General features: G+C 69.9%; 15 protein-coding genes. 8 read left to right on the plus strand and 7 right to left on the minus strand.

Annotated elements, in window-relative coordinates; genetic code table 11:
• The first annotated feature begins 15 nt into the window (after positions 1-15).
• A complete protein-coding gene (locus tag ABZ386_RS01395; RefSeq protein WP_358962967.1) occupies positions 16-822 on the plus strand; it encodes a phosphatase PAP2 family protein in 807 nt (268 codons plus the stop codon).
• Between the two features lie 112 nt (positions 823-934).
• On the opposite strand, the gene ABZ386_RS01400 is transcribed toward ABZ386_RS01395, so the two are convergent.
• On the minus strand, positions 935-1,615 hold the full coding sequence (locus tag ABZ386_RS01400; protein WP_358962969.1) for a three-helix bundle dimerization domain-containing protein: 681 nt from the start codon (positions 1,613-1,615) through the stop codon (positions 935-937).
• Positions 1,616-1,781: 166 nt separating this feature from the next.
• On the opposite strand from ABZ386_RS01400, the gene ABZ386_RS01405 reads away from it, so the two are divergent.
• The gene (locus ABZ386_RS01405) at positions 1,782-2,183 is read left to right on the plus strand and encodes a metalloregulator ArsR/SmtB family transcription factor (protein WP_358962971.1); all 402 of its coding nucleotides are present in this window, start codon (positions 1,782-1,784) and stop codon (positions 2,181-2,183) included.
• 20 nt (positions 2,184-2,203) lie between these two features.
• On the opposite strand, the gene trxA is transcribed toward ABZ386_RS01405, so the two are convergent.
• Genes trxA through ABZ386_RS01420 form a run of 3 tightly spaced genes read right to left on the minus strand, consistent with a single transcriptional unit; the run spans position 2,204 to position 3,953 of the window.
• Positions 2,204-2,527 (minus strand): thioredoxin, encoded by a 324-nt coding sequence (trxA, locus tag ABZ386_RS01410; RefSeq protein ID WP_358962974.1) that lies wholly within the window; start codon positions 2,525-2,527, stop codon positions 2,204-2,206.
• 35 nt (positions 2,528-2,562) lie between these two features.
• On the minus strand, positions 2,563-3,543 hold the full coding sequence (gene trxB / locus ABZ386_RS01415) for a thioredoxin-disulfide reductase (RefSeq protein WP_358962976.1): 981 nt from the start codon (positions 3,541-3,543) through the stop codon (positions 2,563-2,565).
• Positions 3,540-3,953 carry an arsenate reductase ArsC gene (locus tag ABZ386_RS01420; protein WP_319178752.1) on the minus strand — a complete coding sequence of 138 codons (414 nt, stop codon included), beginning with the start codon at positions 3,951-3,953 and terminating at the stop codon, positions 3,540-3,542. The genes trxB and ABZ386_RS01420 overlap by 4 nt, the downstream gene beginning before the upstream one ends.
• Before the next feature lie 92 nt (positions 3,954-4,045).
• Here ABZ386_RS01420 and ABZ386_RS01425 point away from each other — a divergent pair, with 92 nt between their 5' ends.
• Genes ABZ386_RS01425 through ABZ386_RS01435 form a run of 3 tightly spaced genes read left to right on the plus strand, consistent with a single transcriptional unit; the run spans position 4,046 to position 6,571 of the window.
• The gene (locus ABZ386_RS01425) at positions 4,046-4,354 is read left to right on the plus strand and encodes a metalloregulator ArsR/SmtB family transcription factor (protein WP_356619135.1); all 309 of its coding nucleotides are present in this window, start codon (positions 4,046-4,048) and stop codon (positions 4,352-4,354) included.
• Positions 4,351-5,463: an ACR3 family arsenite efflux transporter gene (gene arsB, locus ABZ386_RS01430; RefSeq protein ID WP_358962979.1), complete on the plus strand. Its 1,113-nt coding sequence runs from the start codon at positions 4,351-4,353 to the stop codon at positions 5,461-5,463. Before ABZ386_RS01425 ends, arsB begins: the two co-directional genes overlap by 4 nt.
• A gap of 37 nt (positions 5,464-5,500) precedes the next feature.
• Positions 5,501-6,571, plus strand: coding sequence for an ArsO family NAD(P)H-dependent flavin-containing monooxygenase (locus tag ABZ386_RS01435; protein WP_358962981.1), 1,071 nt, complete (start codon positions 5,501-5,503; stop codon positions 6,569-6,571).
• Positions 6,572-6,582: 11 nt separating this feature from the next.
• Here the strand turns inward: ABZ386_RS01435 and pstS are convergent, their stop codons facing one another.
• The 3 genes from pstS to ABZ386_RS01450 form a co-directional block, all read right to left on the minus strand.
• Entirely contained in the window at positions 6,583-7,722 is a 1,140-nt protein-coding gene (pstS, locus tag ABZ386_RS01440) for a phosphate ABC transporter substrate-binding protein PstS (protein WP_358962984.1), read from the minus strand.
• 208 nt (positions 7,723-7,930) lie between these two features.
• Positions 7,931-8,296, minus strand: a complete 366-nt coding sequence (locus tag ABZ386_RS01445) for a metalloregulator ArsR/SmtB family transcription factor (protein ID WP_358962986.1) — start codon at positions 8,294-8,296, stop codon at positions 7,931-7,933.
• 90 nt (positions 8,297-8,386) lie between these two features.
• On the minus strand, positions 8,387-9,460 hold the full coding sequence (locus ABZ386_RS01450; protein WP_358962988.1) for an NAD(P)/FAD-dependent oxidoreductase: 1,074 nt from the start codon (positions 9,458-9,460) through the stop codon (positions 8,387-8,389).
• A 106-nt stretch (positions 9,461-9,566) separates the two neighbouring features.
• Between ABZ386_RS01450 and ABZ386_RS01455 the strand changes: the two genes are divergently transcribed.
• From ABZ386_RS01455 to ABZ386_RS01465, 3 genes are read left to right on the plus strand one after another with little or no spacing between them, the layout of a single operon-like run.
• Entirely contained in the window at positions 9,567-10,931 is a 1,365-nt protein-coding gene (locus ABZ386_RS01455) for an NAD(P)-binding domain-containing protein (protein ID WP_358962990.1), read from the plus strand.
• Positions 10,932-10,959: 28 nt separating this feature from the next.
• A complete protein-coding gene (locus ABZ386_RS01460) occupies positions 10,960-11,418 on the plus strand; it encodes an ArsI/CadI family heavy metal resistance metalloenzyme (RefSeq protein WP_358962992.1) in 459 nt (152 codons plus the stop codon).
• A gap of 7 nt (positions 11,419-11,425) precedes the next feature.
• Positions 11,426-12,634 (plus strand): MFS transporter, encoded by a 1,209-nt coding sequence (locus ABZ386_RS01465; protein WP_358962995.1) that lies wholly within the window; start codon positions 11,426-11,428, stop codon positions 12,632-12,634.
• The last annotated feature ends 101 nt before the right edge of the window (positions 12,635-12,735 follow it).

The following is a 12,735-nucleotide window of genomic DNA, read 5'->3' on the forward strand; positions in this document are numbered from 1 at the left end:
CGAGGAGGCAACGTGATGACCGACACCGACAGGCCCGGCGAGCGGCCAGAAGCGGTCAGAGGGGCGGCGGCCGCCTGGATCGCCGATCCGGCCGGCAGAGCCGCCTTGGTGCTCACCGCGGGCGCGGCCCTGATCGTCACCCTGGTCGTCGCCGATGTGAAGGCCGTTCTGAGGCTGGATGAGGCGGTGGCGGTGCAACTGCACGCGGCGGCACTGCAGCACCCTGGTCTCACCCACGCCAGCCGGATCGTCACCGACTGGGTCGTGGATCCGTGGACCATGCGCCTGCTGCTCGCCGGGGCCGTCGTGTGGTTGTGGCACAGGCGCCAGCGGCTCATCGCACTGTGGACGGCCTGCACATCTGCCGCGGAATGGGCCCTGAGAACAGTGCTGCGCTGGGCCGTCGGCCGCAACCGGCCCGAGTGGGAGCGGCCCGTCGACTCCGCCGAGTTCGCCGCCATGCCCTCGGGCCACGCCATGACCGCGGCCGCCACCTGCGTGCTGCTGCTGTGGGTCGCACGCGCTGCCCAACTGCCCACCGGCCTCGTGCGCGTCGGTACGGTCCTCGCTGTTGCCGGCGTCGCCGCCGCCTGCTTCACGCGAGTCTTCCTCGGCGTGCACTGGCTCACCGACACCCTCGCCGGAACCCTGCTCGGCACCGGCCTGGCCGCGGGCGCCACCGCCACCTGGCACGCCGCCGGCCCGTACAGCCACGCCGCCGCCCGTACAGGGTCCGCACCTTCTGGCGACGGCACCGAACGGGGCCTGCCGCAGCGACGACCGGGCAGGTGCCGCAGAGCGACATCGGATACCGACATCTGAGAGCGAACCGTGCGATCGCGAGGTCGATCAGGTTCGCCGGGCCGCTCTTCGCCGCGGCCACCTTGGGGATCGCTTGCTCGGCGATCCGTCGGGCCTCTGCCTGGTGGGCAATTCACGCAGGAGGAACCCTTGACGGCAGGAGTTCACCGACCAGTACGTCGATACGAGCGGCAAGGGCGTCCCGTACGGCCCGCGCGCTCTCGACGTCCAGGCCGCTCAGGTCCGGCAGATCCCAGTCCAGATAGCGGCGCCCGGGCCGTACCGGACAGGCGTCGCCGCAGCCCAGCGTGACGATGACGTCGGCGGCGGTGACCACCTCGGTGGTCAGCGGCTTGGGGAACTCCTCGTCCGGGTCCAGACCCTGCTCGGCGAGCAGCCTGAGCACGACCGGGGCGATCGACAAGCCGGGATCGGAACCGGCCGTCAGCACCCGGATCCCGTCGCCGGCACGGTGCCGCATCAGCGCGGCGGCCAGCTGCGAACGCCCCGCGTTCTCGGTGCACACGAACAGCACCTCGGGCACCGCCTTCGGCGACAGCCCCATGCCGCGGGCCAGGGCGCCCAGCCGCTGGTCGGCGAACCGCTCGACCAGGACCGGCAGGTGGGTACCGACGCGGGCCTCAGCCGACAGCAGCCAGGAGCACTCCTCCACGTACCGCTCGACCGTCTCCTGCGAGAAGGCCCTGCCGTGGCGTGCGGCCAGGCGGGCCGTGATGCGTTCGAGCACGGGCGCGATGTCCCGCAGGGCTGGGGCTGTTCGGCGGTGGCGGCCGAGAGAACTTTGCTCGTCCATGGGGCGGCTCCTCGGTCGGCGGCCTGTGCCGCCGCTCTCACCACGAATGATAGGCAGTTATCTATTTCTTGGATAGGTGAGAGCCAAAGTGAACGGTAGGTGAACAACAGCTCCGGTGTGTCTTCGAACACAGGGATGACGGCCGGCCCCGACCTATGGTGAATAGATGGCTATCTCTGAATTGGGCGCCGCCGAGGAAGCGGGCGAGACGACGGCTGAGACCTGTAGCCCCGGCCTCGCGTGCCTGCTCATCGAGCGCGAGGAGGCCGAGCGCCTGGCCCTCATGCTCAAGGCCATCGCCGACCCCACACGGCTGCAGATCTTCCGCATCATCGAGCGCGCACCGGCCGGTGAGGCGTGCGTGTGCGACTTGGCCGACTGCCTGGGCTTCCGTCAGCCGACCGTCAGCCACCACCTGAAGATCATGACCGAGGCGGGCCTCCTGAACCGCGAACGCCGCGGCACCTGGTCCTGGTACTCGGTGAACTACGACGGCCTGAACAAGGTGCGCGCGATCCTGGACCCGACGGTCGGCGACCTGGCGACGCAGGCCCTCGAACGGGTGTAGCCGCAGCTTCACCCGCCCACTCAGTGGAGATGCTCGGCCAACTCGCGTTCCAGCGCGGCCTTCGGCTTGGCGCCGACGATGGTCTGGACGAGTTCGCCGCCCTTGTAGAGGTTCATCGTCGGGATGGACATCACGCCGTACTGCGCGGCGGTGGCCGGGTTCTCGTCGATGTTCAGCTTGACGATCTCGATGGCGTCGCCGTGCTCGGCCGCGATCGCCTCCAGGGAAGGGGCGAGTTGGCGGCACGGGCCGCACCACGCTGCCCAGAAGTCGACGAGGACGGGCTTGTCGCTCTTGAGGACGTCCTGTTCGAAGGAGTCGTCGGTGACGTTCTTGAGGGCCATGGGGGGTCTCCTCCGTACGGAAGGGGCGGGTGCCGTCAGACGACGGCGACGGCCTCGGCCATCGCGGGCACGTCGGCGAGGGCCGCCAGGTATCGCTCGGCGTCCAGCGCCGCCGCGCATCCGGACCCGGCCGCGGTGATGGCCTGACGGTAGGTGTGGTCGACCACGTCGCCGGCGCCGAAGACGCCGGGGAGGTTCGTGCGCGTGCTCGGGGACTGGACCTTGAGGTAGCCGTTGTCGTCCAGGTCCAGTTGCCTCTGGACCAGTTCAGTGCGCGGGTCGTGGCCGATGGCGACGAACAGTCCGGTTGCCGGGAGTTCGGAGGTCTTGCCGGTGACGGTGTCACGTAGGGTCAGGCCCGCGAGCTTGCCGCCCTCCTCGCGGATTTCTGCGACCTCGCGGTTGAAGGCGAACGAGATCTTCGGGTCGGCGAAGGCGCGCTCCTGCATGGCCTTGGAGGCGCGCAGGGTGTCCCGGCGGTGGACGACCGTCACCGACTTGGCGAACCGGGAGAGGAAGGTGGCCTCCTCCATCGCCGTGTCGCCGCCGCCGACGACCACGATGTCGTGCTCGCGGAAGAAGAAACCGTCGCAGGTCGCGCAGTACGACACACCCCGGCCTGAGAGCGCGTCCTCGCCCGGCAGGCCCAGCTTGCGGTGCTGTGAACCGGTCGCCACGATCACGGCCTTCGCCCGGTGCACGGTGCCCGCGCTGTCGGTCACGGTCTTGACGGCGCCGGTGAGATCGACCGAGATGATGTCGTCGGGTACGAGCTCGGCGCCGAACCGCTCGGCCTGAGCGCGCATGTTGTCCATCAGGTCCGGGCCCATGATGCCGTCGCGGAAGCCGGGGAAGTTCTCCACCTCGGTCGTCTGCACCAGCGCGCCGCCCGCCGTGACCGCGCCCTCGAAGACCAGCGGCTTCAGCGAAGCGCGGGCGGTGTAGAGGGCGGCGGTGTATCCGGCGGGGCCGGAGCCGATGACGATGACCTCGCGTACGTCCGTGGGTGTGCTCATGCCTGCGGCTCCGGCGCGATCTCCTTGATCAGGCCCTCGACCAGCACCTTGATCTCGTCACGGATGGGCCGCACGGCTTCGACACCCTGACCGGCCGGGTCCTCCAGCTGCCAGTCCAGGTACCGCTTGCCGGGGAAGACGGGGCAGGTGTCGCCGCAGCCCATGGTGATGCAGACGTCGGACTCCTTGACGGCGTCGACGGTGAGCATCTTCGGCACCTCGGCGGAGATGTCGATGCCGACCTCGCGCATGGCCTCGACGGCGGCCGGGTTGACGTTGGCACCCGGGTTCGAGCCGGCGGAGCGGACCTCGACGCGGTCCCCGGCCAGGTGGGTCAGCCACGCGGCGGCCATCTGGGAACGGCCGGCGTTGTGGACACAGACGAACAGCACGGAGGGCTTGTCGGACATCAGGAGGTCTCTCTTGTCTCGCGACGGCATCAGGCGCGAATGACTTCAGCACCCGGTGGTGTCAGCTACCACTGATGTGAGAGTATCAGCCCATGATGACGTCAGTCGACACTGACCTGATCCGGGTGCTGGCCGACCCGCTCAGGCTTCAAATCGTGACCTTGCTCGCCAAAGAGACGCTGTGCACCACCCACCTGGTGGAGGAGACCGGCGCGCGGCAGACCAACCTCTCCAACCACCTGAGGGTGCTGCGGGAAGCCGGGGTCGTCGAGACGGAGCCGTGCGGCCGGTACACGTACTACAAGGTGCGCCCGGACGTCATCGCCCAGCTCGCCGGCCAATTCGCCGATCTGGCCGAGTCCGCTCGCAATGCCGCCGACAACAAGAGGGCCTGCCCGTGACCCCCACCGAAGCGTCCGCGACCACCGCCGAGGATTACTCGGTCGTCGCGAAGCTGTCGACGCTCGACCGTTTCCTCGCCGTATGGATCCTGCTCGCCATGGCCCTCGGCCTCGGCCTCGGACGAGCCATCCCCGGCCTGAACGACGCCCTCGCGAAGGTCGAGATCGGCGGCATCTCCCTGCCGATCGCCCTCGGCCTGCTGATCATGATGTACCCGGTCCTGGCCAAGGTCCGCTACGACAAGCTCGACGCCGTCACCGGCGACAAGAAGCTCATGGTCTCGTCGCTGGTCATCAACTGGATCGTCGGACCGGCCGTGATGTTCGCGCTGGCCTGGATCTTCCTGCCGGACCTGCCCGAGTACCGCACCGGTCTGATCATCGTCGGGCTCGCCCGCTGCATCGCCATGGTCATCATCTGGAACGACCTGGCCTGCGGCGACCGTGAGGCTGCCGCTGTCCTGGTCGCCCTCAACTCGGTCTTCCAGGTGATCGCGTTCGGCCTGCTCGGCTGGCTCTACCTCGACCTGCTGCCCAAGTGGCTCGACCTCGGCGACGGGCAGGGCCTGGACGTGTCCGTGTGGCAGATCGCGCTCAACGTCGTGGTGTTCCTCGGCATCCCCCTCCTTGCCGGGTTCCTCACCCGCCGCATCGGCGAGCAGAAGCTGGGTCGCGAGAAGTACGAGTCCAACTTCCTTCCCAAGATCGGTCCCTGGGCGCTGTACGGCCTGCTGTTCACGATCGTCATCCTCTTCGCCCTGCAGGGGAAGACGATCACCTCGCAGCCGCTGGACGTCGCCCGGATCGCGCTGCCGCTGCTGGTGTACTTCGCGGTGATGTGGTTCGGCACCTTCGCCCTCGGCAAGGTCATCGGCCTCGCCTACGACCGCACCGCGACCCTCGCCTTCACCGCGGCCGGCAACAACTTCGAGCTGGCCATCGCGGTCGCCATCGCCACCTTCGGCGTCACCTCCGGCCAGGCCCTGTCCGGTGTGGTCGGCCCGCTGATCGAGGTGCCGGTCCTGGTCGCGCTGGTCTACGTCTCCCTGGCCTGGCGGCGGAAGTTCACCGCCGGTCGGCAGCTGACGGCGGCACCGCAGGAGAGCTGATGCACTGCCTGGACCGCACCGGCCTGGTGCGGACCTCGTGACGGCCGCCCTGCACACGCAGGTGGTGATCGTCGGCGGCGGCCAGTCCGGGCTCGCCGCCGGCTACCACCTGCGCCGCCTCGGCCTGGACTTCGTCATCCTCGACGCCCAGGCCGAGCCGGGCGGCGCCTGGAAACACGCCTGGGACTCGCTGCAGTTGTTCTCCCCGGCCGCGTACTCCTCGCTGCCCGGGCGGCCCATGCCCGTACAGGTGGGAGAGACGTACCCGGACGCACGCCACGTGGTCGGCTACCTCACCGAGTACGAGCGTCGGTACGAGCTTCCCGTGCGTCGCCCCGTACGGGTCTTGGGCGTTCATCGGGACGGCGACCGCCTGCGCGTGGAGACGGACTCGGGCACCTGGCAGGCCCGAGTGGTGATCAGCGCCACCGGCACCTGGTGGCGCCCCTTCCTGCCCGCCGTCCCCGGCCGGTCGGACTTCCGAGGACGGCAGCTGCACACCGTCGAGTTCCGCAATCCGCGTGATCTCGCCGGACAGCGCGTCATCGTGGTCGGCGGCGGCAACTCCGGCGCCCAGATCGCAGCCGACCTGGCCTACGACACCGAGCTGACCTGGGTCACCCAGCGCCCGCCCCGCTTTCTCGCCGACGACATCGACGGCCGGGCCCTGTTCGACGCGGCCAGCGCCCGCCGCCGCGCCCTCGACGAGGGCCGCACCGACACCGGAGGCGTCGCCTCCCTGGGCGACATCGTCGCCGTACCGCCCGTGCGGGAGACCCGGGACGCCGGGCTGCTCAAGGCGTCGCCCATGTTCGTGCGCCTCGAACGCGACGGAGTCGTCTGGGCCGACGGCACACGAGCACCGGCCGACGCGATCATCTGGTGCACCGGCTTCCGTCCGGCCCTCTCCCACCTGGCGCCCCTGGGCCTTCGCGGCCCTCGCGGCCACATCGCCACCGCGGGCACGCGAGCTGTGGCCGAACCGCGCCTGCACCTGCTCGGCTACGGCGACTGGACCGGTCCCGCCTCCGCCACCCTCATCGGCGTCGGTCGCCCGGCCCGTGACGCGGCTCGTGAAATCGCCCAGCTCCTCAAAGCAGGTGGCTGATCCATGCGCCGTCAGCGCAGGGTTCTGACGACCTGACGTACCTCGGCGGCGACGGATTCCGGCAGTGGCGCGTAGTGGATTTTGGACAGCGGCTTCTGGCCGTCGTCGCTGGCGGTGTAGGTGAGGAAGGATTTGAGGGCGGGCAGCATGTCGGGCGGTGTGCCCTTGTCGCACACGATCTCGTAGCTGACGAGGACGATCGGGTACGTGCCGTTCGCGGACGTCCGGTAGTCGAACTCCAGGGTCATGTCCTTGCCCTTGCCGACCACATCGGCGGCGGCGATGCCCGCTGACGCGGTCGCCGTGGTCGCGGCTACCGGCTCGGAGGCGCCCGTGTCGATGCGCACCGTGTTGATGCCGAGCTTGTTCGCGAAGGACAGCTCGAAGTAACCGATTGAACCGGCGGTGGAGTTCACCGTCGAGGCGACGGCGCTCGATCCGTTGGCGGAATCTCCGCCTCGCCCCTGCCATGCCTTCTCCGCCGGATGCGTCCACACCTCCGGAGCGGCGCCCGCGAGATATGCCTGGAGGTTCTGGGTGGTCCCCGAGCCGTCGGACCGGTGCACGGCGCGGATGGGCAGGGACGGCAGGTCGGCGCCGGGGTTCAGCTTCCGTATCGCCGCGTCGTTCCAGGTAGTGATCTGGGAGTCGAAGATCTTGGCCACGGTCGGCGCGTCGAGCACCAGATCCTCCACACCGGGCAGGTTGTAGCCGATCGCGACGGCACCGCCCACCATCGGCAGGTTGATGGCCCTGCCACCTGGGCACACGCCAGCCGCCGGCTGAACCTCCTTCGGTTCGACTGGGCTGTCAGAGCCGCCGAACGCGGTGGCCCCGCGCATGAATTGGGCGACCCCGGCACCGGAGCCCACAGGGTTGTAGGCGATCTGTACCGGAGAGCACGCCCGTTGGTATTGCCTGATCCAGTACGCCATGGCGTTCTGCTGAGCCGTCGACCCCGATCCGGGCACCTGCCCCCTCTCGGCGCAGTCGGCCCGTGCCACGGCCGGCGGTCCCGGCGGCCTGTATTGGGCGGTCCCGGAGCCGTCGTTATCCCACACCCAGGCCACTGCTCCGCCTGCTGCCACCGCAACGGCCACAGCCGCGGCAGCCGGCAGAAGAGCGCCTCGTTTCCTGCGCCGATGTTGCACCCGTGGCCCCTTTCGGAAGACGTACGGGTGCAGGCCGAAGCCATTGCCGTGGTCCGCCCGTTGGCTCGCGCCCCACCCGCCAAGACATAGATGGTTACCTATGTGGCGCTTGTGCTGGTGACGCTGAGGCGAACGTCAGATGATGCGCTCCTGCCGTGCAGACGGCCGGCAAATGACCCGGGCGGCAGGGCGGTCCCGACCGGGTGGACTACCGGACGCTCAACAGCTGACCCATGGCCGCCAGTACCGACGGCTCGACCCGGTAGTACACCCACGTGCCGCGCCGCTCGGAGGCCAGTAGACCGGCCTCCTTGAGCTTCTTCAGGTGGTGGGAGACGGTCGGCTGGGAGACGCCGACGTCGGAGATGTCGCACACGCACGCCTCGCCGCCCTTGTGCGAGGCGACTGCGGAGAACAGCCGCAGCCGAACCGGGTCACCGAGCGCCTTGAACATCCGCGCAGCCGTCTCGGCCTCCTCCGCGGTGAACGGGCGCTCGGTCAGCGGCGGGCAGCACGGAACCAGATCCCGTCCGGTGTCGGGTTCCTGCAGCGGCAACACCTTCCCATTTGACATGCATCTATGTTGGCACACGTCGAATCAGCAGGGGCCGGGTGACGCCGCTCAATCGACTCGCAGACCGCCCCGTCCCCCGGCGGGCGCGCGTCAGAGCCCGGCCGCGGCCGGGGCCTTGCGGACGTGCGCGGCCAGCGCGTCGATCACGTACTCCGCATCCCGCCCGACGCCCCGCAGCGTGTTCGAGGCGAAGGAACGCTGGAACTCCAGGCCGAGGTAGACCAGCCCCGGGTGGGTGGCGGATATGCCGCCGCTGTGCAGCGGCGCACCAGTCACGTCGAGGGCGCCGAGCTGGGCCAGGTAGCCCAGGTTCGGCCGGTATCCAGTGGCGAGCAGCACCACGTCGACCTGCTCCCGGGTCCCGTCGGCCCACACGACCGCGTCACCGTCAAGGGCGGTGAACATCGGCCGCCGCTGAAGACGCCCGGTCTCCAGGGCGCTCCTGTAGTGGCCGGTGTCGAGCACGAGGGTGCCGCCGACGAAGTGGATCAGCCATTCCGGCGGCAGGTGGTCGAAGCCGGTGGCCGTCAGCCAGTGGTGCAGGTCCTTGCCGTCGCGCAGCTGCGGAAGGAAGCGAACCGGGGCGCGGGTGGCCAGGGTCACCGTGGCCACGTCCGCCAGTTCGTGGCCGACTTGGACAGCGGAGTTGCCGCCGCCCACCACCACGATCCGCTTGCCCGCGTACGGCGCGGGGCTGCGGTAGTCGGCGACGTGCAGCAACTCGCCGGTGAAGTCGTGCTGCCCGGGGAGGTCGGGCAGCAGCGGGTTGCCGAAGGCCCCGGTCGCCGCGACGAACCCGGCCGCACCCAGGCGGCGGCCGTCAGCGGTGCGCAGCGTGAAGCCGGTGCTGTCACGCTCCACGCTCTCGACGCGGGTATGGGTGCGGATCTCGGCGTCCAGGCGCTCCGCGTAGCGGGTGAGGTAGTCGACGACCTCGTCGCGGTGCGGATAGCGGTCGCCGTCGCCGCCGAACGACAGGCCCGGTAGGGCGCTGAAGCGTGCGGGCGAGAACAGCGTGAGGCTGTCGTAGTAGTCGGGCCACGAGCCGGTCGCCTGCCCGGACGCCTCCAGTACTACCGGCGTAAGGCCCTGCCGGCGCAGGACGTGCGCGGCGGCCAGCCCGGATTGCCCGCCCCCGACCACTGCGACATCGATGTACTCCATGAACCAGAACCCCAATTTCGACGAATGTCTATGTTGACGCCTATCGAAGCAGGTGTCATGCTGGCGACGCAAGCCATCGACAGACATCGAAGTAAAAGGAGTCGCCATGAACGATCCCACGACCGAGTTGCCTGTCGTGGTCATCGGAGCCGGCCCGATCGGCCTGGCCGCTGCCGCCAGCCTCGTCGAACGCGGCATTGAGCCTCTGGTGATGGAGGCCGGTCCGGCCGCGGGCACCGCCGTGCGGGCCTGGGCCCACGTGCGGCTGTTCTCCCCCTGGGCGGAGGTCACCGCCCCCGCCGCCGAGAAACTGCTGGCTCCCACTGGCTGGGTCCGCCCGGACGGTGCCCTTTACCCGACCGGCGGCGACTGGGCCGAGCAGTACCTTCAGCCGCTCGCCGATGCTCTCGGTGACAAGGTCCGCTTCGGCGCAACCGTGACCGGCGTGGCGCGTGCGGGGCGCGACCGGATCGTCGACTCCGGCCGCGACGAGCAGCCGTTCACCGTGCACATCCAGACCGCGGACGGTGGTGAGGAGCGGATCACCGCCCGGGCCGTCATCGACGCCTCCGGTACCTGGTCCGTGCCGAGCCCGCTGGGCGCGAATGGCCTGCCCGCCCTCGGCGAGAAGCCGGCCGCCGACCGCATCTCCTACCGCGTCCCGGACCTCAAAGACCCGGCCGTACGCGCCCGTTACGCAGGAAAGCGCACTGCGGTCGTCGGCTCCGGTGCCTCCGCTTTCACGGCCCTCGCCTACCTCGCCGACCTGGCGAAGGAGGAGGACGGCACACACGCGGTGTGGATCCTGCGCCGGGGCATCGGCGCCAGTACATATGGAGGCGGCGAGGCCGACGAGCTCCCGGCCCGCGGTGCCCTGGGCCTGCGTGCCAAGGCGGCGGTAGAGGACGGATACGCGAGCGCCGTCACCGGATTCCGTACCCAGGCTGTGGAACGGGACGGCGACCGGCTCGTCCTCGTGGCTGAGGACGGCCGCCGTCTGGACCCGGTCGACGAGGTCATCGTCCTGACCGGTTTCCGTCCCGACTTGTCCTTCCTCTCCGAGCTTCGCCTCGGCCTCGACGAGCGCCTCCAGGCCCCGACGGAGCTGGCCCCGCTGATCGACCCGAACGTCCACTCCTGCGGCACGGTCTACCCGCACGGCGTGAACGAGCTCTCCCACCCGGAGAAGGGCGTCTACCTGGTCGGCATGAAGAGCTACGGCCGTGCGCCCACGTTCCTCGCCATGACCGGCTACGAGCAGGTCCGCTCCATCGCGGCATCGCTCGCGGGTGATCAGGAGGCCGCCGAGCGCGTCGAGTTGACTCTCCCGGAGACGGGCGTGTGCGGAGGCGCGGGCCTGTTCGACGACCCCAACGCCGCGCAGAGCGGTGACGGTGGCGGTTGCTGCGCGGCTCCAGCCACCCTCCAGATCGGCAGCGGCGCCCCCGCCATCGCCTCCGGCGGCTGCTGAACTCCACACCTACGGAAGGAGTTTCGCCATGTCACGAGTACAGCTCGCCCTCCGCGTCCCCGACCTCGCCGAGTCCGTGGCCTTCTACACGAAGCTGTTCGGCACCGAGCCCGCCAAACTTCGTGATGGTTACGCCAACTTCGCCATCGCCGAGCCTCCGCTGAAGCTCGTCCTGATCGAAGGCGCTGCGGGTGAGGCCACCCGCATGGACCACCTCGGCGTCGAGGTCGAGAGCACCGAGGACGTTCACGCCACCACCACCCGCCTGGGCGAGGTTGGCCTGGCTACTGATGTGGAGAACGACACCACCTGTTGCTACGCGGTGCAGGACAAGGTCTGGGTCCAGGGCCCGGGCCAGGAGCCCTGGGAGGTGTACGTCGTGAAGGCCGACGCCGACTCCCTGGCCAAGCAGCAGGGCAGCACGTGCTGCGCCGGCCCGGCTGACACCGACGTGAAGGAACCGGTCGCTGCGGGCGGCTGCTGCTGATCCGCCGATGACCAACGTCCACACCAGCGAGGCCATGACCGGAACGGGGGACCGGTCACGGCCTCGCGCGGCTCTGCCCGCCCTGTGCGCCACCCAGATCACCAGCTGGGGCATCGTCTACTACGCCTTCCCCGTACTGAACCCGCAGACCACCGCCGACACCGGCTGGTCGACCACGTCCACCACGGCCGCGTTCTCTGGCGCCCTGCTGGTATCCGCCGTCACCGGGATACCCGTCGGCCGCATCCTCGACCGCCGCGGCCCGCGCGCCGTCATGACTCTCGGCTCCGTGCTGGGCGTGACGGCCGTTCTCCTCCTCGCGTCCGCCCCCAACCTGGCCATGTTCAGCATCGCGTGGGCGCTCGCGGGAGTGGCCATGGCCGCCACCTTCTACCAGCCCGCCTTCGCTGCTGTCACCCGCTGGTGGGGCCCGGACCGCGTCCGCGCCCTGACCATCGTCACGCTTGCGGGCGGCCTCGCATCCACCGCCTTCGCGCCACTGACGGCGACGCTCTCCGAGCACCTGAGTTGGCGAGCCACGTACGCCGTCCTCGCCGCGGTCCTCGCCGCTGTCACCATCCCCGCACACGCTCTGGCCCTCAGAGCGCCCTGGCCATCGGCCCCGCCGCATCCCGTCCAACGAGCCGACGGCAGCACATCAGTTGCACGCAGTCGTCCCTTCCTCATGCTCACCGCCGCGCTCACCCTCAACGGCTTCGCGATGTACGCAGTGGTCATCGCCCTCGTACCCCTCCTGACCGAACGCGGCGCCAGTCCCGCCACAGCCGCATGGGCCCTCGGACTCGGTGGGGCGGGCCAGACCCTCGGCCGTACGCTCTACGCGACCCTCGCCCGCCGTACTGCGGTCACGGCCCGCACCGTCGTCCTGATAGCTGTTGGTGGTGCGACCACCGCTCTCCTGGCGGCGGTCCCCGGACCGATCCCGCTACTCGTCGTCCTCGCGATACTGGCGGGCGCGGTCCGCGGTAACCTCACACTTCTCCAGGCCACCGCGGTCACCGACCGCTGGGGAGCTGCGGCGTACGGCCGCCTCTCCGGCCTACTCGCCGCTCCGGTCACTACTGCGAGTGCCGTCTCGCCGTTCGCTGGAGCTGCGCTTGCGGGATCCTTGGGCGGGTATGCCGGCCTATTCGCCCTCCTCGCGATCGTCTCGGGACTCGCGGCCGTCATCGCAGCCGTCAGCAAGCCGGGATGATCGCTCCGGCCTTCGACGCGGTCTACTTGGGCGGCGGGGCGAAGGTGGAGGGCCGCGGACGGCTGCGCCGAATGACGCTCACCTTTGGTGTCTACTCTTAG

Source organism: Streptomyces sp. NPDC006140, assembly GCF_040628815.1.
GTDB lineage: Bacteria > Actinomycetota > Actinomycetes > Streptomycetales > Streptomycetaceae > Streptomyces.

Coding starts and splice junctions, on each gene's coding strand:
- ABZ386_RS01395 (WP_358962967.1), top strand. CDS start 16: ATGACCGACACCGACAGGCCCGGCGAGCGGCCAGAAGCGGTCAGAGGG.
- ABZ386_RS01455 (WP_358962990.1), top strand. CDS start 9,567: ATGAACGATCCCACGACCGAGTTGCCTGTCGTGGTCATCGGAGCCGGC.
- ABZ386_RS01420 (WP_319178752.1), bottom strand. CDS start 3,953: ATGTCCGACAAGCCCTCCGTGCTGTTCGTCTGTGTCCACAACGCCGGC.
- ABZ386_RS01400 (WP_358962969.1), bottom strand. CDS start 1,615: ATGGACGAGCAAAGTTCTCTCGGCCGCCACCGCCGAACAGCCCCAGCC.
- ABZ386_RS01465 (WP_358962995.1), top strand. CDS start 11,426: ATGACCAACGTCCACACCAGCGAGGCCATGACCGGAACGGGGGACCGG.
- ABZ386_RS01405 (WP_358962971.1), top strand. CDS start 1,782: ATGGCTATCTCTGAATTGGGCGCCGCCGAGGAAGCGGGCGAGACGACG.
- trxB (WP_358962976.1), bottom strand. CDS start 3,543: ATGAGCACACCCACGGACGTACGCGAGGTCATCGTCATCGGCTCCGGC.
- ABZ386_RS01460 (WP_358962992.1), top strand. CDS start 10,960: ATGTCACGAGTACAGCTCGCCCTCCGCGTCCCCGACCTCGCCGAGTCC.
- trxA (WP_358962974.1), bottom strand. CDS start 2,527: ATGGCCCTCAAGAACGTCACCGACGACTCCTTCGAACAGGACGTCCTC.
- ABZ386_RS01425 (WP_356619135.1), top strand. CDS start 4,046: ATGATGACGTCAGTCGACACTGACCTGATCCGGGTGCTGGCCGACCCG.
- ABZ386_RS01450 (WP_358962988.1), bottom strand. CDS start 9,460: ATGGAGTACATCGATGTCGCAGTGGTCGGGGGCGGGCAATCCGGGCTG.
- ABZ386_RS01445 (WP_358962986.1), bottom strand. CDS start 8,296: ATGTCAAATGGGAAGGTGTTGCCGCTGCAGGAACCCGACACCGGACGG.